This window comes from Rhodococcus mengyinensis (assembly GCF_048381435.1).
GTDB lineage: Bacteria > Actinomycetota > Actinomycetes > Mycobacteriales > Mycobacteriaceae > Rhodococcus_F > Rhodococcus_F opacus_D.
The window spans coordinates 165131-185158 of the sequence record NZ_JBLWIT010000109.1 but is presented as its reverse complement, the minus strand read 5'-3'; the positions used below and the strand labels follow the sequence as shown (position 1 = coordinate 185158).

Below are 20028 nucleotides of genomic sequence, written 5' to 3'. Positions count from 1 at the left end.
AACAACCAAAAAGGCGCACGGGGCGGGTTATCCACAACTTCGCGGTTATCCACAGGCAGCGTGGATAACCGCGTTTTTGTCGGCATCGGAGTCGGACGCGCATCGCACGATGCGCCGTATGACCGACATCGACCTCCACGACTTTCAGCGCCTCGTCGACACCCAGTTCGGGATCGTCACGCAATCCCAACTCGAGCCGTTCGGCTTCTCCAGAGGGAGGGTTCGCCATCTCCTCGACTCGGGGCAGTGGCGCCGTGTCCTCCAAGGCGTCTATGCCGTCACCAACGGCCCGTTGACCCGAAACATGATCCTGTCCGCCGCTCTCCTCTACGGCGGCGGCCATTCGATGCTCAGCCACATCACCGCGGCGGAGGAATGGGGGATGGTCCCTCGCCGCGACGGCGAACCGATCCACATCACCGTGCCGTACGGGAAATCGTCGCGGTGCCAGAGCTCGACGGGCATGCGTCCGTCGCGTAAGCCGGGCAATCCGATCGCTCCGTCCTCGCCGTTGCATCCGGGAGTTGTCGTGCACAGGTCGAGGGCCCACGATTACATCGCCGTCGACACGGATCCGCCTCGTACGGCGCGAGCCGACACTGCACTCGACCTCGCGATTGCCGAGCCCACGGCCCGTGACGCATACACCAGGCTCATCGCCCTCGTGACCAATGCCCGGATCCCCCTGCGCGACATCCGGCGACGCATGGAGGAGCGACGACCACGTCGGTATGGCAAGGCGCTCGTGGATGCGGTACGACTGCTCGCCGACGGCGTCCAGTCGGTGCTCGAGTACCGCTACGCCACCGACGTCGAGGATGCGCACGGGCTTCCACGGGCGCGGCGCCAGTCACCCGTTGTCGTGGACGGGCGGACCCTCTTCGAGGACTGCGACTACTCCGACCACGGTGTGCCGCTCATCGTGCGACTCGACGGTCGCCGCGCGCATGCCATGGCGGAGGTCGCGTTCCGGGACCGCCGACGCGACAATGCCGCGGAACTGCAGGGACGGCCGCGACTCGTCTACGGGTTCGACGAGGTGACGAAGAATCCGTGTGCGGTGGCCCGCGAAGTGGAGACCGTCCTGGTGCGGGAGGGGTGGATCAGGCCCGGCGAGAGGCCCTGCCGGGCCTGTGCGCCTTTCTGGTTGCTCTAGCTACCAAAAAGGCGCACGGGCGGCGGAGCCGCCTACTTCCACCACGGACGCAGCGGGACGTGCGCCTCGCCCTTGGGGCCGAGCTTGACGGCGAGGACCTGGTGCAGCTGAACGACGTTGCGTTCGAAGCCCAGCCGCGACCCGGCCATGTAGAGGCCCCAGACGCGTGCGGTGCCTTCGCCGACTTCGGCGACGCAGGCGTCCCAGTTGTCGACGAGGTTCTGGCACCATCCGGCGAGGGTGAGTGCGTAGTGTTCGCGCAGGTTCTCCTCGTGCCGCACCTCGAGTCCGACGTTCTGGATCTCGGTGATGATGCGTCCGGAGCCGGTGAGTTCGCCGTCGGGGAAGACGTACCTGTCGATGAAGCCGCCTGCGCGCGCCTGACTCTGGTTGTCGGGCCGGGTGATGCAGTGGTTCAGCAGCCGGCCGCCCTCGCGGAGTTTGCTCTGCAGCAGCCCGAAGTAGGCGGGGTAGTTGCCGACACCGATGTGCTCGGTCAGGCCGATCGAGGAGATGGCGTCGAATCCGGTCTCGGGGACGTCGCGGTAGTCGGAGAACCGGACCTCGGCGAGTTCGGACAGTCCTTCTTCGGCGATGGCCTTCTGCGCCCATTCGGCCTGTTCGCGGGACAGGGTGGCGCCGATGACCTTGACGCCGCGGCGTGCGGCGTACCGGACCATCGATCCCCAGCCGCAACCGATGTCGAGCAGTCGGTCGCCGGGCTGAAGGCCGAGCTTCTCGAAGACGAGGCGGTACTTGTTGTCCTGTGCTTCTTCGAGGGTCTGCTCGGTGTTCTCGTAGCAGGCGCAGGTGTAGGTCATGGACGGGCCGAGGACGTACTCGTAGAAGGTGTTCGAGACGTCGTAGTGGTGGTGGATGACCTCGGCGTCGCGGGACTTGGAGTGCCGCAACCCTTCCGCGACTCGACGCCACCGCGGGAGATGCTCCTGCGGGGGAGGGGCGATGGGGCGCAGCAGATCCCAGCCGAGCGAGCGCGTGATCGCGGCGAGCGTGAGCGCGGACGGACGACGGAAGTGCAGTTCGTCGCCCATGACGCGGAGGATCTCGTAGGGGTCACCGGGGTGGACGCCGCGGGCCTCGAGGTCGCCGGACACGTAGGCCCGCGCCATGCCGAGGTCGCCGGGGGCGGTCGCCAGATAGGTGGTGCCCCGGGTCGTCTTGAGGTGGAGACCGTAGGGGGCGTCCTCCGGGCCGGCGGCGCTGCCGTCGTAGGCGGAGAACCGCAGCGGGAGCATGCCGTCGGACAGAGTTTCGAGAATCTCTGCGATGGTCAGCTTGTGATCTTGGGAGCGTGAAGCTTTCAGGGTTGTCATCGACGTTGCACCGCCTTGGAGAAAAGGTCCAGTAATCGTGATTTCGGGTCGTAGCGTTTTTTCAGTTCCGTGTATCGATCGCCGCCGTAGTAGAGGCGTTCGAAGTCTTCTCGTGAGTAGTACGAATCGGAGTAGAGGGACTTGTGTCCGTCGAAGTCGCTGACCTTGTCTTCGATCAGCCGATTCGCCGCCCCCTCGGGTCGGCCCGGAACGATGGGTACCGACGACCAGAATCCGATGTTCACGTATGTGCGTTTCGGTTCGAGGGGGTACAGGGGCCAGGGGCGTTGCGAGGACGCGCCGGCGGGGGCGGGTTCCCGCAACCGCAACGGGCACAGCCACAGCGGTTCGATCGGGATCTCGTCGAGGAACCAGCGGACGAAGTCCGCGGTGCGGTCGATGGGTACTTCGACGTCCTGCACGACGCGTTCGCGCGGCGGGTTGCCCTTGCGCTTCTCGAGGCGGTCGCCGATGTCGTACTTGTGGTCGAGGGCGATGAGCTTCCAGTAGAAGCTGCTGCGCAGGAGGCGCTTCGGCCACAGCCGGCGGATGGTGGGGTTCTGGGCGCCGAAGGCGCGTGAGCACCAGAACCAGTCGGTGTCCCAGCGCCACAGGTAGTCTCGGATGGTGAGTTTGTCCGTTTTGGGGTGGTTCACGGAACTGTGCTGGATGGACCGGTAGAAGATGTTCTGCCCGGTGTAGTCGCTGACGGGGCCGCCCTCGTCGGTCTGGTGGCCCAGCGTCAGGTAACTCTCGGACGCGGTGAACACGACGCCGTCCAGGTAGTCGACGGGGATGCCGTCGTGGACGCGCTCGGTGACGATGCGATCCATCGCCGACTGCAGATCGTCCAGGGAGTCGAAACGCAGATGTCGCAGTGCCACATACCGTTTGACGGGCTCGAGCTGAATGCGCAGTCGTGTGGAGTAGCCGAGGGTTCCGTAGGAGTTGGGGAACCCCCAGAACAGGTCGGAGTTCTCGCCTTCCGGTGTCGCGGTGACGATGTCGCCGCTGCCGGTCAGGACGTCGATCTCGAGGACCGATTCGTGGGGGAGCCCGTTGCGGAACGACGTCGACTCGATGCCGAGGCCGGTGACCGCGCCGCCGAGTGTGATGGTCTTCAGTTGTGGAACCACCAGCGGCGCCAGCCCGTACGGCAGGGTGGCGTCCACCAGGTCTTCGTACGTGCACATTCCGGCGACATCCGCGGTGCGGGTCTGCTCGTCGACCGAGATGACTCCGCCGAGGCCGGAGACGTCGAGGCCGGGGGCGCTGGTCTGGGCCCGCGCCCGGAACAGGTTGGACGTCTTCTTCGCGAGTCGCACGGTGGCGTCCGTGGGGATCGCGCGGTAGGACGCGAGAAGCCGTTCGACGCCGGCGCGGTGAGCGTCGATCCCGGTGACGGGCAGAGTGCGATGCGCACGGAAGGGGCGTCCACCCTCCCGCATGCTTTTCAGTAGTTCAACCGAAGAGGCAGCCACACCTTGACGCTATCCCTCTCCGCGGGTTCAGGCCACGCATATCGGCGCGGTCGAGCGAAGATTCACACAAATGTCTCATCAATGTGCGGGTCGCGACCACGTCGAAGTGAGCTACCTCACAATAGATTGCCACGTCATCGCCCGGACTCGCCGACGGAAGGCAGGATGAGAGGAGGAAGCAGTTTCGTACAAATCGTACAAGAGGAGTCAGAACAGTGGGCCAGGTCAGCGCGAGCAGTTCGATCACCGTCGCAGCCACACCGGAGAAGGCGCTCGCGGCTTTGACGGACTACGAGACAGTGCGTCCGCGCATCCTGTCGGAGCAGTACCTGGACTACCGCGTCCTCGAGGGTGGGCAGGGCGGCGGCACCGTCGCGCAGTGGACGTTGAAGGCCACCGAGAAGCGGTCCCGCGACATCAAGGCCACGGTCACCGTGGCGGGCAACACGATCACCGAGACGGACGCGAACTCGTCGCTCGTCACCACCTGGGTCGTCGCCCCGAGCGGCAGCGGTTCCACGGTCACCACGACCACCGAGTGGAAGGGCGCGGGCGGCATCGGGGGCTTCTTCGAGAAGACGTTCGCCCCGCTGGGTCTGAAGAAGATTCAGGGGCAGGTGCTGGCGAACCTCGAGCGCGAACTCGCCTGACGCGACGCCGGTTCGCTCCGGCGCCGTCGGCGTGAGTCCCACGACGGCGTCGGTGCCGGACCGCACCGACGGTCACGGTCTACTCTGGCAGGGGAAACAGCAGAAAGGACCACGTCAGTGCAACCAGGTGGACAACCCGACATGTCGGCGCTCCTCGCGCAGGCACAGCAGATGCAGCAGCAGCTGATGGCCGCCCAGCAGGAGATGGCCGAGGCCGAGGTCACCGGGCAGGCCGGTGGCGGACTCGTGACCGCGACGGTCAAGGGAACAGGTGAAGTGGTCGGTCTGAAGATCGATCCGAAGGTCGTCGATCCCGACGACGTGGAAACTCTGCAGGACCTCGTGATCGGTGCGATCGAGGACGCGTCGAACAAGGCGCAGGAGATCGCGGCGCAGAAGCTCGGTCCGCTCGCGGGCGGATTCGGTGGGGGAGGCCTGCCCGGTCTCCCCGGTTTCTAGAGGCGCGGCGTGTACGAAGGTCCGGTTCAGGATCTGATCGACGAGCTCGGCAAGCTGCCCGGCGTCGGGCCGAAGAGCGCTCAGCGCATCGCGTTCCACCTGCTCAGCGTCGAGCCGCCGGAGATCGACCGGCTCAAGAATGCGCTGCAGCGGGTGCGCGACGGCGTCCAGTTCTGCGTGGTGTGCGGCACGGTCTCCGACAAGGAGCACTGCCGCATCTGCGCCGATCCGCGCCGTGACCGCACGGTGATCTGTGTGGTCGAGGAGCCGAAGGACGTCCAGGCCGTCGAGCGCACCCGCGAGTTCAAGGGCCGCTATCACGTTTTGGGCGGTGCGCTGGATCCGCTGTCCGGGGTGGGCCCTGATCAGCTCCGTATCCGGGAGTTGCTCGCGCGCATCGGTAATCAGGAGGATGGCGTCGACGTCTCCGAGGTGATCATCGCGACCGACCCCAACACCGAGGGGGAGGCCACCGCGACGTATCTGGTGCGGATGCTGCGGGACTTCCCCGGGCTGACGGTCAGCCGGCTCGCGTCGGGTCTGCCGATGGGCGGCGACCTCGAGTTCGCCGACGAGCTCACGCTGGGCAGGGCGTTGTCGGGGAGACGCACGCTGTGACGTCGGATCCGGGCACTGCTGCGCCGGTGAAGCGGACGGCCGAGCAGTCACGGTCGCTGATCGTCGACGCGGCCGGCCGGGCGTTCGCGACGCGTCCGTACCGGGAGATCACGCTCAAGGACATCGCCGAGGACGCCGGGGTCAGCGCACCGCTGATCATCAAGTACTTCGGGTCGAAGGAGCAGCTGTTCGACGCGCTCGTCGATTTCCGTGCCGCCGCGGAGATCGTGTTCAGCGGTCCGCTGGACGGTCTCGGTGAGCGGATGGTGTCGATGTTCGCGCGGCCGCTCGAACCGTACAAGCCGCTGTCGCTGAACATCCTGTTCATGAGCGGGCCGAGCGAGGAGAGCAGTCGCAAGCTTCGCGCCAACTATTCGGCGCAGATGATCGACGCGCTGGCCGAACGACTGCCCGGGCCGGATGCCCGGCTGCGCGCCGAACTGGTGATGTCGATGCTGACGGGTCTCGCCGTCATGCGTCGCAAGATGATGCAGGAGCACGCGACGGGCACTCCGGAAGAGGTGGTGGCGCACTACGCCCCGCTGGTGCAGGAGTTGCTCGACGGTTGAGGGCGGATTGTCCGGCTTGCGGGGTAAATGGTTGTTCACCTACTGTGGTGAACAACCATTTACCAGCTGTGCAAGGGGTGACGCTTGACGATCTCGTTGCCGCGCCCACTGTCGGCGCTTGCGGATCAGCCGGTCGCACCGCCGGACTCTGCCGGCGGATCGCGTTACCTCTTCCCGATTCTCGCGTTCGCGGGCGTGTTCCAGGCCGTCCTGCAGACCGTCATGGTGCCCCTCCTGCCCAGCATGCCGGCGTTCACCGGCGCGAGTCAGACGTCGGTGTCCTGGCTGATCACCACCACCCTCCTGGTCGGCGCGGTCGTCACCCCCATCTTCGGCAGGCTCGCCGACATGTTCGGCAAGAAGCGGATGCTTCTCGTCGCCTTCGTCTTCATGACGCTCGGAGCGTTGATCTGCGCCGTGACGTCCGACATCGCGTTCCTGATCTTCGCGCGGGGGCTGCAGGGGGCAGGCGCCGCCGTCATCCCGGTCGGAATCTCGATCCTCCGCGACGAATTGCCGCGGGAGAAGGTCAACGGCGCCATCGCCATGATGAGCTCGACCCTCGGGATCGGCACCGCGCTCGGACTGCCGTTCGCGGCGTCCGTCGCCGAGTACTCCAACTGGCACGTCCTCTTCTGGGTCATCGCGGGAATCGGGCTCGCGGTCACCACGGCCGCGGTGCTGTTCATCCGCGAGTCCGAGGTGCGGTCCGGTGGGCGGTTCGACGGCGTCGGCGCCGTCGGTCTCACCGCGGCCCTCGTCTGCCTGCTCGTCCCGATCACCCAGGGCAGCTCGTGGGGCTGGGGTAGCCCCGCGGTGCTGGGCATGTTCGCGTCCGCGGTGTTCCTGTTCGCGCTGTGGGGACATCAGCAGCTGCGAAACCGGAACCCGCTGGTGGACCTGCGGGTGTCGGCGCGACGGTCGGTGCTGCTGCCGCATGTCACGGCGCTGCTCGTCGGGTTCGCGTTCTACGGAAACGCCCTCATCACCACCCAGCTGCTGCAGGCGCCCCGCGGAGACGCCGGCTACGGCCTGACGATTCTCCAGGCCGCGGTGTGCCAGCTGCCGACGAGTCTGTCGATGATCGTCTTCGCGCAGGTCGGCGCCCGGGTGTCCGAACGCTACGGGTCGAAGGTGACGATCCTGTCGGGCGCGATCTGTCTCGTCCTCGGCTACGCGCTGCACACGGTGCCGCACAAGGAGTTGTGGATGGTGATCGCCGCGCTCGGGGTCGCGGCCGTCGGCACCGCGCTGGTGTACAGCACGCTGCCGATGCTGATCGTCCGGGCCGTGCCGTCCACGCAGATGGCCGCGGCCAACGGCGTCAACGTCCTGCTGCGGACGATGGGGACCACCATGTGCAGTGCGGTGGTCGCGACGGTCCTGGCGGCGAGCATGGTGGGCGGTGTCGCCTCGGCCGCCGGTTTCTCGATCGCCTACGGGGTGTGCGCCGTGCTGGCGGTCCTGGTGTTCGCGGTGTCCCTGGCCCTGCCCGGGCACGATCGGGTGAAGAAAAGTCCGGTAGAGCCTCTTGTGACGTAGATCACTCGCGTGTATCGTCAGTGATGCGGATCGAGGAAATGTACCTGTGAGCAGAGAAAACTCGAGAAGCAGAGATCCGGCCGAGAATGCAGAAGCATTCCCGGCCGAACCCCTGTCTGGGGTCTTTACTCCTCCATCGATTCCGCGATCTGCTTGATGGCGGCCAGCCGGCGATCCCACTCGGCGCCGATCCGTTCCAACGTCCGCGCCGTCTTGTTGAGCTCCGCGCCCAGCGCGCGGTAGCGGATCTCGCGGCCCACCTTCACCGACTCCACCAGTCCGCAGGCCTGCAGCGCATTCAAATGCTTCGCGATGGCCTGCCGCGACACCGGAAGCCGGGTGGCGAGCGACGACGCCGACTGGTCGGCCCGCCCGAGTTCGGTGAGGATCTCCCAGCGGGTTTCGTCGGACAGTGCCGCGAACACCGAGGCCAGTTCGGCGTACGTGCCCACTGTCATGCCTTCACGCCGTGCAGGTACGCGACCAGTTCGTCGAGTTCGGCGTGCCAGCCCTGGACGTTGCCCTCACGGGCCCTCTTCTGGTCGGCCACGTCGCGGTCGAGGGTGTCGAATCCGGTCTCGACGACTGTCAGTTCGGTGCCGGACGCGTGCTCGGACAGCGTGAACCGCACGAGGGTGGAGTTGCCGATCACCGGGTCGGCGTCGATGTCGGCGGCCCAGCGGAAGCCGAAGGCGTTCGGTTCGTCGACCTCCGTGACGACGGCGCGGGCGGTGCCGTGCTCGTCCCAGGTGAAGGCGGCCTTGCCGCCGACGCTGAGGTCGAGCGACGTGCGCTGCCCGAACCACTGGCTGATCTTGTCGGGATCCGTGATCGCCGCCCACACCGCCGATCTCGGGGCGTTCACGACGACGGTCCGGGTGATGCTGCTCGATGCGTCCATGGTGGGTCACCTTTTTCGACGACGGTTGATGTGCAACTCCATGGTTGCACTCTTTCCGACGTTCTGCAACCCTTCGGTTGCGCTCCGCACGTGAGTGTCGATGTGTGCCCGGGGGCGCATTCTCACTCACATGGGTTATCCACAGGCTGTGGAAAAAATGGTGGTTAGGGGCGGTTCCTGTCGGGGCGGGCCGACACCGTTCCGAGCATGGAACACGACTCATGGCAGACCATTCTCGACGCCCAGGACGGCGTCGTCACCACGGCACAGCTCCGGGCGCACGGCGTCAGTGCCACCGCACTCCGACATCGTGTGGTGTCCGGCCAGTGGCTGCGGGTGCTGCCGCGCGTCATCGCGGTCACCAACGGTCCGCTCACCCGCCCGATGGCCCTCTCCGCCGCACTCCTGTACGGCGGCCGGGCGATCCTGAGTCACCGGACCGCGGCCGAGGAATGGGGACTGCTCCGCGGCGACGCCCCGCCGGCACCGGTCCACATCACCGTCCCCTACAACTGCTCGGCGGTGAATCAGGGGCCGACGGTCCGCTCACCCGGCGGTCCGCGCCCCACCTCGATCGGCTACGCACTCGTTCATGGTGGCGTCGTGGTCCATCGGTCCCGCGCATTCGAGCACATCTCGGTCCCGTTCCGCCGGCCACGGACGTCGTTGGCCGACACGGTGATCGACCTTGCGGTGTCCGAGGCCACCCCGAGGGAGGCGGCCCTCCGGTTCATCGAGGCCGCCACGAGTGGCAAGGTCCACGTCGAGGTGCTCCGGCGGAAACTCGAGGTCCGGCGTCCGCACCGATATGCGACCGACATCGCCGACGCCGTGATGCTGCTCGGCGACGGCGTTCAATCGGCGCTCGAACATCGTTACGCACTCGACGTCGAACGGGCGCACGGGCTGCCGAGCGGGAAACGTCAGATGCCGCACGTCGTGGACGGCCGGATTCTGTACGAGGACGTCGATTACAGCCCGATGGGTGTGCCGCTGATCGTCCGGCTCGACGGGCAGCAGTATCACAGCGCGCAACAGTCCCGCTTCCGTGACCGTCGGCGCGACAACGCGGCGGAGCTGGCCGACCGTCCACGGTTGGTCTACGGGTGGGAGGAGACGACCCGCGACCCCTGCGGGGTATTCGAGGAAGTGCGCCGGGTGTTGGTCCGCGAAGGATGGGCCGATATGTCGCGCCGCTGTCCGGCCTGCCCGCGTGAGTGAGAAAGAGCGCCCGGCCACTCTTTCTCACTCACCTGCGGAGGTGAGTGAGAAAGAGTACGGGACGACGCTTTGCCACTCACGTGCTCAGACGCGCAGGCGCTCCCGGCGCAACTGCGCGACCTCCGGCAGATCGAGCGGCGCGAGTTCGTCGACGCCCAGCGCCCGTTTCAGGAGCAGGTCGGCGAGTTCGGGGTTGCGGGCGAGCGCGGGTCCGTGCATGTACGTGCCGATCACGGAACCCTGGACGACGCCTTCGAGCCCGTCCCCGACGCCGTTGCCGACGCCGTGCGTGACCCGGGCGAGGCCGCGGGCGCCGGAGCCGAGTGTGGTTCCGCCGCGGTGGTTTTCGAACCCCGTGAGCGGCTGCGTCAACCCGTCCATCCGTGGTGTCGTGATCACTTCACCGATGGAACGGGTCGCCTGCGGGGACGTGGTGACGTCGAGCATCGAGACACCCTCGACGCGTTCGCCGCTCGACGTCTCGTACCAGTTGCCGAGCACCTGGATCGCGGCGCAGATCGCCAGGACGGGGGCGCCGCGTTCGGCGGCCTTCTGCAGTCCGGGGTACTTGGCGAGGTGCCGGGTGGCGAGGCGCTGCGCCGAGTCCTCGGCCCCGCCGAGCGTGTACACGTCGAGGGACTCCGGGACCGGGTCGTTCAGCGTGATCTCGACGATCTCCGCGTCGTATCCGCGCATGCGCAGTCGCTGCCGGAGGATCAGGGCGTTGCCGCCGTCGCCGTAGGTGCCCATCACGTCGGGCAGCACCAGGCCGATGCGTACGGTCGAGTCAGGCATTGCGCGCCTCCTTCGCGATGGCGGTGTTCAGGTCGCGGAAGGCGGTGTAGTTGGCGAGCACCTCGACGCGTCCGGGCGGGCAGGACGCGATGGCCCGCAACGGGTTCGGGTCGAGCGTGTGCTCGACGCCGGCGTACGTGAGACGGACGGCGAGGTCGGTGCCGCGTTCGCCGGCCGCCACCACCTTGACGCCCTCGAAGTGCTCGAACCGCACGTCCCACAGCCAGGACAGGTCCTCGCCGTCGGGAACCTGCCCGTTGACGGCGATCACGAGTCCGTCGACGGTGGGGTCGATCATCGACAGCGCTTCCTGCCAGCCGGCGGGGTTCTTGGCGAGCAGCATGTGCACGGAGTGCGACCCGACCTCGACGGTGCTGTAGCGGCCCGCGACCTCCTGGACGGTGGCCGCCGCGGCGACGGCGTCCTCCGCCTTCGCGCCCATCGCAACGGCCGCAGCGACGGCCTGCGCGGCGTTGCCGCGGTTGGCGCGTCCGGGCAGGGCGAGTGTCATCGGGATCTTCAGACCGTCGGGCCCGTACAGGTTTTCGTCGTCCAGCCACCAGTCGGGGGTCGGGCGCGCGAAGTCGGAACCCGTGCTGCGCCAGTGCGAGCCCTCCCACACGATGGGTTCGCCGGTGCGCGGACAGCTGGCGGCGTCGCTGGCCCATCCGCCGCCCGCGGCGACCCAGACGACGTTCTTCGCGTCGTAGGCCACCGAGGTGACGAGGACGTCGTCGCAGTTGGCGATCACGACGGCCTCCGGGTGCGCGGCGACGCAGGCGCGGAGTTTGCGTTCGATCATGTTGATCTCGCCGACCCGGTCGAGTTGGTCGCGGCTGAGGTTGAGCAGCACCAGGGCCTCGGGGTTGACCGCGTCGGAGACGTGCGGGACGTGGAGTTCGTCGACCTCGAGGGCGGCGAGGGGCGCGTGGACGCGGGTGCTGAGCGCCGCGACGATGCCGGCGTCCATGTTGGCGCCGTCCGCCTGCGTCGCGACCTCACCGAGGGTGGAGAGCGCCGCCGCGGTCATCCGGGTGGTGGTGGACTTGCCGTTGGTGCCGGTGATCACCGCGGTGCGCCGGCCTGCGCCGAGCTGCTCCATCAGTGTCGGGTCGATCTTCAGGGCGATCAGTCCGCCGATCATCGAGCCCTTGCCCCGGCCCGCCTTCTGCGACGCCCACGAGGCCGACGCCGCTGCGCGCAGGGCGAGCTTGCCACGCGTCGTGATCCCAGTTCCAGTACTCACTCCGCGAGTTTTGCACAGGGTCCGGTCAGACGCCGACTCGCGCGGGGGCAGGTGAGTGCGAAAGTGTGCTCGGACGCACCCTGCCACTCACCTGGGTGGCGGCGGCACCGGCGATGACGACGGCCCCGCCGATCAGCGACAGGACGCTCGGCTCCTCGTGCAGCACCAGCCAGGACGCCCCGATCCCGACGATCGGAACCAGCAGGGAGAACGGTGCGACCATCCCGGCGGGGTAGCGGCTGAGCAGTGCCGTCCACAGACCCGAGCCCGCGACCGTGCCGAGAATCACGATGTAGGCGAGGCCCGCGAGCGCGAGCGGGCCGGTGCCCTCCAGCGACGACGTCAGGGAGTTCCAGCCCGCGGACGGTCCCTCCACGCCGAGCGACAACGCCAGCATCGGCAGCGGCGGAATGACGCACATCCACAGCATCAGGCGCATCGGCTGGTCCGACGCGGCCTTGCGGTTGCCGATGTTGCCCACCGCCCACGACAGTCCCGCGAGCAGCGTCAGGGCCACCGGCAGCAGCGCGGCGTGCTGGGCGCGGTCCCAGCCGATGAGGGTCATTCCGGCTATCGCCACCAGTAGTCCGCACACCTGTGCCGGCCGCAGTCGCTCCCGCAGCAGGACCGCGCCGAGGACCACGGTGAACGGTGCGGACGACTGCAGGACCAGCGATGCCAGCCCGGTGGGCATGCCGACGTGCATGGCCCAGAACAGGAAGGCGAACTGGCCGACGCCGAACCCGAGGCCGTACACCAGCAGCCACTTCAGCGGGACCTGTGGCCGGGGAACGAACAGGATCACCGGGATCGCGATGACGAAGAATCGCAGCGCGGCGAAGAAGAACGGCGGGAAGTGATCGAGGCCCGCGCGAATGGCGAGGAAGTTGAGCCCCCACAGGACGACGACGGTGAGTCCGAGCAGCCGGTCGCGGGAGGTCATGCATTCCATCGTGAGGGCCTGAAATGATCAGGACAAGCGCATTAAAGTGCACTATCAATGTAGTTTTGCTACATGGATGCGACCCGGTTGCGCGTGCTGCGCGAGCTCGCGGACCGTGGGACGGTGGCGGCGACCGCGCAGGCGTTGTCGATGACGCCGTCGGCGGTGTCGCAGCAGCTCAAGATCCTGTCGCGGGAGGCCGGGGTGACCCTGCTCGAACCCGCCGGCCGCCGGTTGCGGCTCACGGACGCCGGTCAGGCGCTCGTCGTCCGCGCCGACGACGTCGTGGCCGCCCTGGACCGTGCGGCGGCGGAGATGAGCGCCTACCGCGGTTCGCCGCGCGGGCGGGTGCGGGTGGCGCTGTTCCCGTCCGGCGCCGCGCTGCTGCTGCCCGGACTGCTGGACGCGCTCGAAGGCAGTGGGGTGGACGTGCAGGCGCGCGACGAGGACCTGCCCGCCGCCGCGGTGCCCACCCTGCTCGCCGATTACGACGTGGTCCTCACCCATCGCGACGAGCGGGCCCCGGACACGTCCTCGCCGCGGGTGACGGCCGAACCGTTGATGCGCGAACCCATCGACCTCATCCTGCCGCCCGGCCATCCGCTCGCCGGACAGGATGCGGTCCGCCCGGACCAGTTGGCGGACGAGAGGTGGATCAGTGTGCGCGGCGGGTTCCCCGTCGACGACGTGCTGATGTCGGTGGCCGCCGCGACCGGTGTGCAGCCGCATGTGGTGATGCGCATCAACGACTTCCGGGTCATCGAGGAACTCGTCGCCGGCGGTCACGGCGTGGCCCTGCTGGCCCGCCATGCGGTGACGAGCCGCACGGTGGTGCAGCTGCCGCTCGCCGGGGTGCGCGCGGCCCGCATCTACGAGCTGGCCCGGCGGCCGGCAGCCGACGACGTTCCCGCGGTGGCCACGGTGCTGCAGGCGTTCCGGGACGTCGCGGCACGGGTGCGGGACTGACCCCCGACAGCACGAAGGCCCGCACCGGGGCGGGCCTTCGACGGTGACGGTGCGGGGTCAGGCCAGCGCCTTGGCCTTCAGCGTCTCGTACTCCTGCTGTGTGATGGTGCCTGCATCGAGCAGGGCCTTCGCGTCCGCGATCTGCTCGGCCGAGGACTTGCCCGCCACGGAACGGATGTAGCTGTCCTGGGCCTGCTTCACCTCCTGCGCGGCCGCCATCGACCGCTGGGCCATGCCGTCGCTCTTGACGATGAGATACACCAGCGCGGTCAGCAGGGGGATGAAGAACAGGAAGATGATCCAGATGGCCTTCGCCCAGCCCGACGTCTTATGGTCGCGGAACAGGTCGGTGATGATGGAGAACAACAGGATCAGGTAGGCCACGAAGCCGAAGGTGACGATGATCACCCAGAGAAAGTCCCAGAAAGAGTCCATTGCAGCGCTCCATTCACAGTCGAATTCACTCTGCGCTGACTATCGCACCGGGCCGGGGCACCCGCGTCATCCGAAACAGGTGAAATGCGGCCGGTGCGGACTCCCCGCCCGCGGTGGCGGAAACGCCAAACGGCCGCGACACCGGTAGGTGCCGCGGCCGTTCGGGTGGGGACTACTTGCCTGCTTCGACCGCCCGGCGCATGCCGCGCTCGACCGCACCGATGATGTACGGACGCAGTTCGACGGCCGGGATGACGGCGTCGACGGAGCCGACCCGCTGAGCCCGCTGGATGTTGTGCACGGCCTCGAACTCGGCCGCGACCTCACCGAGCTTCTCGTTGCGCACCGCAGCCTGCTGGGCGGCCAACTCCACCCGCAGGTGAGCCTGCTGGGCGTCGTTCTGGGCGCCCGCCAGGTTGGCCTCGAGCTCCCGGATCGACGGGTCGGCGGCCACCCGAGAGTTGACCTCGCGGGTGAACACCACGGCCGCGGCGGGGGCACCACCGAGGACCGACGCGAACGAACCCTCGACCGCCAGCACCTCCATGTTGTCGTTCAGTGCTCCGGAGAACACCACGAACGCGCCACCGTGGTAGCGGGAGACGACGCAGAACACGATCGGGCCGTCGAAGTTGACGATGGCGCGGCCGATCTCGGCGCCGTACTCGAGCTGGATGTGCCGCAGCGAGTCCGGGGAACCGTCGAAGCCGGACAGGTTGGCCAGCACCACGAGCGGACGGCTGCCGCTGGCGGCGTTGATCGCCCGGGCCGTCTTCTTCGACGACTGCGGGAACAGCGTTCCCGCGGTCCACTGGTCGGGACCGTTGGCCGGCGACCATCCCTTACGGGCGATGGCCCGCGACTCGATGCCGATGACGCTCACCGGGTAACCGCCGAGGTGCGCGTCGAACACGACGGACGTGTCGGCGTCCGCCATGTCGGCCCACCGCTCCAGCACCGCGTGGTCCTGGTCGACGAGCGAACGCATCACCGTGCGAATGTCGAACGGCTTCTTGCGTTCCGGGTTCGTCTCCGCGGAGAAGATGTCGCCGACCGTGGTGAAGTCGCTGGACGGGTGGATGTGCGGGAAGGACCGCACGTCGCGCCCGATCGGGTCGCTGGTCTGCGCCCGACGCGGGAAGCGTTCTCCGGCAACGACGTACGCGTGGTCGTAGTGCGCGAACAGGATCTCGCACGCGGCGGGCAGGTTCGGCGCCCAGTACTGCGCCTCACCGTTCGGGCCCATCACGCGGTCGTAACCACCGATGCCGAAGTTGTCCTCGGCCGAGACGCCACCCGAGTAGTCGAGCGAGTTCTTACCGGTGAGCACCATGGCACTGTCCGGCGTCATGACGAGGATGCCCTTGGTGTGCATCAGCATCGTGGCTTCGGCGTTCCAGTACGGCTGCGCACCGACGTTGATGCCGGCCACGATCACGTTGACCTCGCCACCGTTCTGCGTGAACGTGATGAGGCGACGCAGGCCGCGGGACACCCAGTCCATGTTCTCGGTGCCGCTGTCCATGGAGATCGTCGCGCCGGACGACAGCGCGAACCACTCGACCGGGACACCCAGCTTCTCGGCCAGGTCCACACCGGCGACGAGGCGGGCGCACTCGGCTTCTGCGACCGTGCCGAGGGCCTTCGTCGGGTCACCGAAGAGCGCGACGCGGGTCATTCCCTCGGGATGCCGGTCGGTGCGGGCGGTGACCAGACCGACGACGAGGCCGGCCTTGTTCTGACCGTACGGACGCTCGACGGGAACCAGCTGGCCCGTCTCGTCCAGGTCGTGCTCGACGAAGCTGCCGTCGCGGCCGGTGAGCAGCGGGATCAGCTCGTACGGGTAGACGGTGCCGCGGGCACGTGAGCTGCGGACCTTCTGCGTGTACGCGTCGAGCGGCTGCAGCGGCTCGGTCGGCGGCTCGGTGACCTTGACGACCACGCCTGCACCGGTGCGGTAGGAGAAGCGCAGAGCCTTCTCCCGCGACTCCGTGCCGGGCTCGCCCTGGAGCCGGGCGATCACGGTGATCTCCTCGAGTCCGGCGCCCGCGGTGAGCGGTGCCGCGACCCGGGCGAACGCCTCGAGGTCCTCGACCGGGACGTCGATCTTCGGCCACACGTACAGCACGACGCGGTTGGCGTCGAGCTTGCGCTTGCTGCCGCGCGTGGCCTGCGCCCGGCGGATGCCGTCGAGGCACGACTGCAGGACGCGTTCCGCGGCGGGAACACCGATGACCTGGCCGTCCTCGTTGCGGACCGGCGTGATGTCGCGGATCTCGGCGAGCGCGATGAGGCGTTCGTCGGTGGGGTTGTCGCGCGAGACCAGGTTGAACAGGAACGTGTCGGCGACCGCGGGGAGGCGGGTGCCGTCGAAGTTCTTCAGGCGCCACAGGTCGAGTCGCTGGCCGGTGAGCGGGTGCATGTCCCGGATCAGCTTCTCTTCCGCGAGGACACCTGCGTCCGGGCGGTACGTGAACTTGCGGACGTCCACGTCGGTTCCGCCGAAGACGGACACCGTGACCCGGCGGCAGGTCGCGGCCAGCGGCAGCGCCGCCAGCGCCTTCCGCAGGTCCTCGGACATCGTGTTCGGGTCGGCGGGCGGTGCGGTCCACGACAGGTAGAGGTCGAGGACGAGGTTCTCGGGGTTCTCCGAGGCGACGGCACCGATCTCGTCGAGCGCACCGGGCAGTTCGGCGTACTCGGCAACGGCCGACACCAGGTTGAGGCGCTCGCCGAGCAGATCGAAGTTACCGGTGACGAAACGCCGTCCGTTGCGGTCGAAGGACGTGACGTCCTCGAGCGTGCGGATGTCGTAGTAGCGACGGGTGACGACCTCGAGCAGCGGCCCGACGGTCGTGCTCTTGCGTGCGATCCGCTGCCCGAGGAGCTCGGTCAGCGACTGCGGGGTGGCGACCAGGGCCTCGAGGCGTTCCTGGTAGTCGGCGGCGTCGGGACGCTCGGCGAGGTACTCGAGGCTGCCGCGGACACCGTCGTAGACCTGCTCGCGGGCCTTGCGGATCTGCGGCTCGTCGAAGAACCGGAACCGCACGTTGCGGGCGACGTTGCCGATCACCGGGTATCGGACCTGGGTGGCGATGATCAGCCGGTCCAGGACCTCACCGAGTCCGCTGGGTGCGCGGCCGGGAGCGTTCTTTTCGTTCAGCCACCGATCGAGCAGGGCGGCGATGACGGGAACCTGGTTGTCCATGCGCTGCTGCGCGAGGAACAGGCGGTAGACCGCCTCCTCCAGCTCGGCGGTGCGCTCGAGGTCGGTGACGTCGTAGTGACGCAGCGCCCGCGACAGCCGGGTCGTGAACGACTCGGGCAGGCCTTCGAGCTCGACGTCGAGGGTGTGGAGGTAGGTGTGGAAGTGCTCGCGCGGGCTGTGGACGCGCTCGTCACCGTCCTCCTCGGCTGCGGTCGGACGGTTACGTCCGATCTCGCAGATGTCCGCGAACGTGTTCAGCAGGGCGAGCTCCGCCTGCACGAGATCCGGGTCGCCGGCGATCTCGGCGCGCAGCTTCTCGTAATCGGCGAGGAGCACACCGGCCCGCTTCGCGCTGACGTCGTAACCGGTGAGCAGTGCGGCGAGTGCGTCGATCTGCTCGAGGGCATCGGCCCGGGTGTTCCCGTGCGAAGCGGGAGCACCGAGATCGAATTCGACGCGAGGCGACTTCGGAGCGGTGGACTCCTCGGAGCTCTCCTCGACGCGCAGCAGTGCCGTCCCGGCGTCGACCTGGGAGTTGACCATGGCGAGAACTTCCCGCACCCGGCCTGCGACGGGGGCGCGGACCGCGGTCTCCATCTTCATGCTCTCGAGGACGACCAGCGTGGCGCCGACCTCGACCTCGTCGCCGACGGACACGGGCACCGCGACCACGACTGCGGGAGCCGGTGCGCGGACGACGCCGGCCTCGTCCTGGCTGATCTGGTGGCTGATGCCGTCGACCTCGACGAGGTACTGGGCGCGGCCCGCGACCGAGACGACGTGGTGGCGGCGGTCGCCGATCACCAGGCGGCTCTCGAACTCGCTGAGGCGGTCGACCTCGACCTCGGTCTCGGGGGCGTCCCCGTCGACGCGGTAGGTGTGGGCGCCGACCTGCGTGACGGTGAGTCCGTAGGCCTGGCCCTGGTAGCTGAGCTCCACCTTGCGGCCGATGGCGTGGCCGGCGCGGGGGCGTCCACCGCGAGCGGACGACAGGAACGCCTCACGCTCGAGCTTCTCCTCGGCGTCGTAGACGTCGATGGCGGCGGCGATCAGGGCGACGTCCGCGGTCCGGGACGGGACGTTGGAGTTGCCTGCGTCGGTGCGGTCCAGCCAGCCGGTGTCCGCGGACGCCGAGATGACCTCTTCGCGGTCCAGCAGGTCCAGCAGGAACGACTTGGTGGTGGTGCCGCCCTGCAGCACGACCGTGGTCTCGCGGAGCGCGGTGCGCAGACGCGCGAGCGCCTCGGAGCGGTCGCGACCCCAGGCGATGACCTTGGCGACCATCGAGTCGTAGTCGGGCGGGATGACATCGCCCTGGGCGATGCCGGTGTCGACGCGGAGACCGCTGCCGAGCGGGAACTTGAGCAGCTGCACCGCGCCGGGCGCGGGAGCGAAGCCGTTGGCGGCGTCCTCCGCGTTGAGGCGGGCCTCGACGGCGTGACCGAACTCGGGCGGGCAGTCGCCGACCAGCGGCTCACCGCTCGCGACGAGGATCTGCAGCTTCACCAGGTCGATGCCGGTGGTGGCCTCGGTGATGGGGTGCTCGACCTGCAGGCGGGTGTTGACCTCGAGGAACGTGAACGTCTTCTGCTCGGGCTGGTACAGGTACTCGACCGTGCCGGCGCCGCGGTAGCCGGCGGCGCGCACGAGCTCTGCGGAGACGGTGCGCAGGTGGTTCGACTGCTCGGCGGTGAGGAGCGGGGAGCTGGACTCCTCGATGACCTTCTGGTTCTTGCGCTGGATGGAGCAGTCGCGCACACCGGGAGCCCAGACGTTGCCGAAGTTGTCGGCAATTACCTGTACCTCGACGTGGCGTGCGTCGGTAACCAGTCGTTCGATGAACACGACGGGGTCACCGAAGGACCGCTGGGCCTCACCCTGGGTGCGTTCGAGCGCGAGTTCGAGTTCGTCCTCGGACCACACCTTGCGGATACCGCGGCCACCACCACCGGAGCGGGCCTTGATGATGAGCGGGTAGCCGATGGCCTGGGCGTGACGGCGGGCGTCGGCGCGGGTGGCGACGGGGCCGCCGCTCCACGGCGCGACCGGGACCTCCACCTTCTCCGCGAGGAGCTTGGCCTCCACCTTGTCGCCCAGCAGGCGCATCGCTTCGGCGGGCGGGCCGATGAACGTGATGCCGAGCTGCTCGCAAACCTCGACGAACGCGGGATCCTCGGCGACGAAGCCCCAGCCGACCCACACGGCGTCGGCCTTGCTCTCGCGCAGCGCGCGGGCCAGCTCGGCGTGATCGAGGTAGGCGGTGCCGGTCTTGACTGTGCGCAAGCACACACCCTCGTCGGCCTGCCGAACGAACATCGCGCGGCGTTCCGCCTCGGTGTGCAGTGCGATCGTGCGGATGCCGTAGTTGTGCTCGGCGTTCAGTTCGCGCACCGCACGAATCAGGCGGACCGCCGCCTCGCCGCGGTTGACTATCGCTATTCGCTTGAACATCTGTTATCGCTCCGTTTCCGTAAAACTCATTGATCCGCAGAGTGTTTCGATGG

17 protein-coding genes are annotated in these 20028 nt (G+C 68.2%); 8 read left to right on the top strand and 9 right to left on the bottom strand.

Annotation, left to right across the window (positions count from 1 at the left end):
- The first annotated feature begins 118 nt into the window (after positions 1-118).
- A complete protein-coding gene (locus ACNJ7E_RS23370; RefSeq protein ID WP_280783000.1) occupies positions 119-1156 on the top strand; it encodes a type IV toxin-antitoxin system AbiEi family antitoxin domain-containing protein in 1038 nt (345 codons plus the stop codon).
- A 32-nt stretch (positions 1157-1188) separates the two neighbouring features.
- Here the strand turns inward: ACNJ7E_RS23370 and ACNJ7E_RS23365 are convergent, their stop codons facing one another.
- Together ACNJ7E_RS23365 and ACNJ7E_RS23360 are read right to left on the bottom strand one after the other, a co-directional pair.
- Positions 1189-2490: a class I SAM-dependent methyltransferase gene (locus ACNJ7E_RS23365; protein ID WP_418341081.1), complete on the bottom strand. Its 1302-nt coding sequence runs from the start codon at positions 2488-2490 to the stop codon at positions 1189-1191.
- On the bottom strand, positions 2487-3938 hold the full coding sequence (locus tag ACNJ7E_RS23360) for an FAD-binding oxidoreductase (RefSeq protein ID WP_280783004.1): 1452 nt from the start codon (positions 3936-3938) through the stop codon (positions 2487-2489). Before ACNJ7E_RS23360 ends, ACNJ7E_RS23365 begins: the two co-directional genes overlap by 4 nt.
- A gap of 248 nt (positions 3939-4186) precedes the next feature.
- On the opposite strand from ACNJ7E_RS23360, the gene ACNJ7E_RS23355 reads away from it, so the two are divergent.
- From ACNJ7E_RS23355 to ACNJ7E_RS23335, 5 genes are all read left to right on the top strand, one after another.
- Positions 4187-4621, top strand: coding sequence for an SRPBCC family protein (locus tag ACNJ7E_RS23355; protein WP_005248646.1), 435 nt, complete (start codon positions 4187-4189; stop codon positions 4619-4621).
- 117 nt (positions 4622-4738) lie between these two features.
- Positions 4739-5080 carry a YbaB/EbfC family nucleoid-associated protein gene (locus ACNJ7E_RS23350; RefSeq protein WP_009477269.1) on the top strand — a complete coding sequence of 114 codons (342 nt, stop codon included), beginning with the start codon at positions 4739-4741 and terminating at the stop codon, positions 5078-5080.
- Between the two features lie 9 nt (positions 5081-5089).
- Positions 5090-5698: a recombination mediator RecR gene (recR, locus tag ACNJ7E_RS23345; protein WP_005248644.1), complete on the top strand. Its 609-nt coding sequence runs from the start codon at positions 5090-5092 to the stop codon at positions 5696-5698.
- Entirely contained in the window at positions 5695-6267 is a 573-nt protein-coding gene (locus ACNJ7E_RS23340; RefSeq protein ID WP_005248642.1) for a TetR/AcrR family transcriptional regulator, read from the top strand. Before recR ends, ACNJ7E_RS23340 begins: the two co-directional genes overlap by 4 nt.
- Positions 6268-6351: 84 nt before the next feature.
- On the top strand, positions 6352-7809 hold the full coding sequence (locus tag ACNJ7E_RS23335; RefSeq protein WP_317571840.1) for an MFS transporter: 1458 nt from the start codon (positions 6352-6354) through the stop codon (positions 7807-7809).
- A gap of 125 nt (positions 7810-7934) precedes the next feature.
- Here ACNJ7E_RS23335 and ACNJ7E_RS23330 read toward each other — a convergent pair whose 3' ends face one another.
- Together ACNJ7E_RS23330 and ACNJ7E_RS23325 are read right to left on the bottom strand one after the other, a co-directional pair.
- Positions 7935-8267, bottom strand: a complete 333-nt coding sequence (locus ACNJ7E_RS23330; protein ID WP_005248640.1) for an ArsR/SmtB family transcription factor — start codon at positions 8265-8267, stop codon at positions 7935-7937.
- Positions 8264-8710, bottom strand: a complete 447-nt coding sequence (locus ACNJ7E_RS23325; RefSeq protein WP_065488743.1) for an SRPBCC family protein — start codon at positions 8708-8710, stop codon at positions 8264-8266. Before ACNJ7E_RS23325 ends, ACNJ7E_RS23330 begins: the two co-directional genes overlap by 4 nt.
- A 207-nt stretch (positions 8711-8917) precedes the next feature.
- On the opposite strand from ACNJ7E_RS23325, the gene ACNJ7E_RS23320 reads away from it, so the two are divergent.
- A complete protein-coding gene (locus ACNJ7E_RS23320; protein WP_280782997.1) occupies positions 8918-9931 on the top strand; it encodes a type IV toxin-antitoxin system AbiEi family antitoxin domain-containing protein in 1014 nt (337 codons plus the stop codon).
- Between the two features lie 84 nt (positions 9932-10015).
- Here the strand turns inward: ACNJ7E_RS23320 and ACNJ7E_RS23315 are convergent, their stop codons facing one another.
- Genes ACNJ7E_RS23315 through ACNJ7E_RS23305 form a run of 3 tightly spaced genes read right to left on the bottom strand, consistent with a single transcriptional unit; the run spans position 10016 to position 12915 of the window.
- Positions 10016-10726 (bottom strand): type 1 glutamine amidotransferase, encoded by a 711-nt coding sequence (locus ACNJ7E_RS23315; RefSeq protein WP_418341080.1) that lies wholly within the window; start codon positions 10724-10726, stop codon positions 10016-10018.
- Positions 10719-11972: a Mur ligase family protein gene (locus ACNJ7E_RS23310; protein ID WP_418341079.1), complete on the bottom strand. Its 1254-nt coding sequence runs from the start codon at positions 11970-11972 to the stop codon at positions 10719-10721. The genes ACNJ7E_RS23315 and ACNJ7E_RS23310 overlap by 8 nt, the downstream gene beginning before the upstream one ends.
- A 25-nt stretch (positions 11973-11997) precedes the next feature.
- On the bottom strand, positions 11998-12915 hold the full coding sequence (locus tag ACNJ7E_RS23305) for an EamA family transporter (protein ID WP_280782994.1): 918 nt from the start codon (positions 12913-12915) through the stop codon (positions 11998-12000).
- A gap of 72 nt (positions 12916-12987) precedes the next feature.
- Between ACNJ7E_RS23305 and ACNJ7E_RS23300 the strand changes: the two genes are divergently transcribed.
- Complete coding sequence (locus ACNJ7E_RS23300) at positions 12988-13881, top strand: LysR family transcriptional regulator (RefSeq protein WP_280782993.1); 894 nt, start codon at positions 12988-12990, stop codon at positions 13879-13881.
- Positions 13882-13938: 57 nt separating this feature from the next.
- On the opposite strand, the gene ACNJ7E_RS23295 is transcribed toward ACNJ7E_RS23300, so the two are convergent.
- Both ACNJ7E_RS23295 and ACNJ7E_RS23290 read right to left on the bottom strand, forming a co-directional pair.
- On the bottom strand, positions 13939-14316 hold the full coding sequence (locus ACNJ7E_RS23295; RefSeq protein ID WP_005253383.1) for an SHOCT domain-containing protein: 378 nt from the start codon (positions 14314-14316) through the stop codon (positions 13939-13941).
- Between the two features lie 172 nt (positions 14317-14488).
- A complete protein-coding gene (locus ACNJ7E_RS23290) occupies positions 14489-19975 on the bottom strand; it encodes an ATP-binding protein (RefSeq protein ID WP_418341078.1) in 5487 nt (1828 codons plus the stop codon).
- Positions 19976-20028 lie beyond the last annotated feature (53 nt).

Bases quoted from the DNA above. Each gene is read 5' to 3' on its own strand.
- ACNJ7E_RS23370 (WP_280783000.1), top strand. From the start codon at position 119: ATGACCGACATCGACCTCCACGACTTTCAGCGCCTCGTCGACACCCAG.
- ACNJ7E_RS23365 (WP_418341081.1), bottom strand. From the start codon at position 2,490: ATGACAACCCTGAAAGCTTCACGCTCCCAAGATCACAAGCTGACCATC.
- ACNJ7E_RS23360 (WP_280783004.1), bottom strand. From the start codon at position 3,938: ATGCGGGAGGGTGGACGCCCCTTCCGTGCGCATCGCACTCTGCCCGTC.
- ACNJ7E_RS23330 (WP_005248640.1), bottom strand. From the start codon at position 8,267: ATGACAGTGGGCACGTACGCCGAACTGGCCTCGGTGTTCGCGGCACTG.
- ACNJ7E_RS23325 (WP_065488743.1), bottom strand. From the start codon at position 8,710: ATGGACGCATCGAGCAGCATCACCCGGACCGTCGTCGTGAACGCCCCG.
- ACNJ7E_RS23320 (WP_280782997.1), top strand. From the start codon at position 8,918: ATGGAACACGACTCATGGCAGACCATTCTCGACGCCCAGGACGGCGTC.
- ACNJ7E_RS23315 (WP_418341080.1), bottom strand. From the start codon at position 10,726: ATGCCTGACTCGACCGTACGCATCGGCCTGGTGCTGCCCGACGTGATG.
- ACNJ7E_RS23305 (WP_280782994.1), bottom strand. From the start codon at position 12,915: ATGACCTCCCGCGACCGGCTGCTCGGACTCACCGTCGTCGTCCTGTGG.
- ACNJ7E_RS23300 (WP_280782993.1), top strand. From the start codon at position 12,988: ATGGATGCGACCCGGTTGCGCGTGCTGCGCGAGCTCGCGGACCGTGGG.
- ACNJ7E_RS23295 (WP_005253383.1), bottom strand. From the start codon at position 14,316: ATGGACTCTTTCTGGGACTTTCTCTGGGTGATCATCGTCACCTTCGGC.
- ACNJ7E_RS23290 (WP_418341078.1), bottom strand. From the start codon at position 19,975: ATGTTCAAGCGAATAGCGATAGTCAACCGCGGCGAGGCGGCGGTCCGC.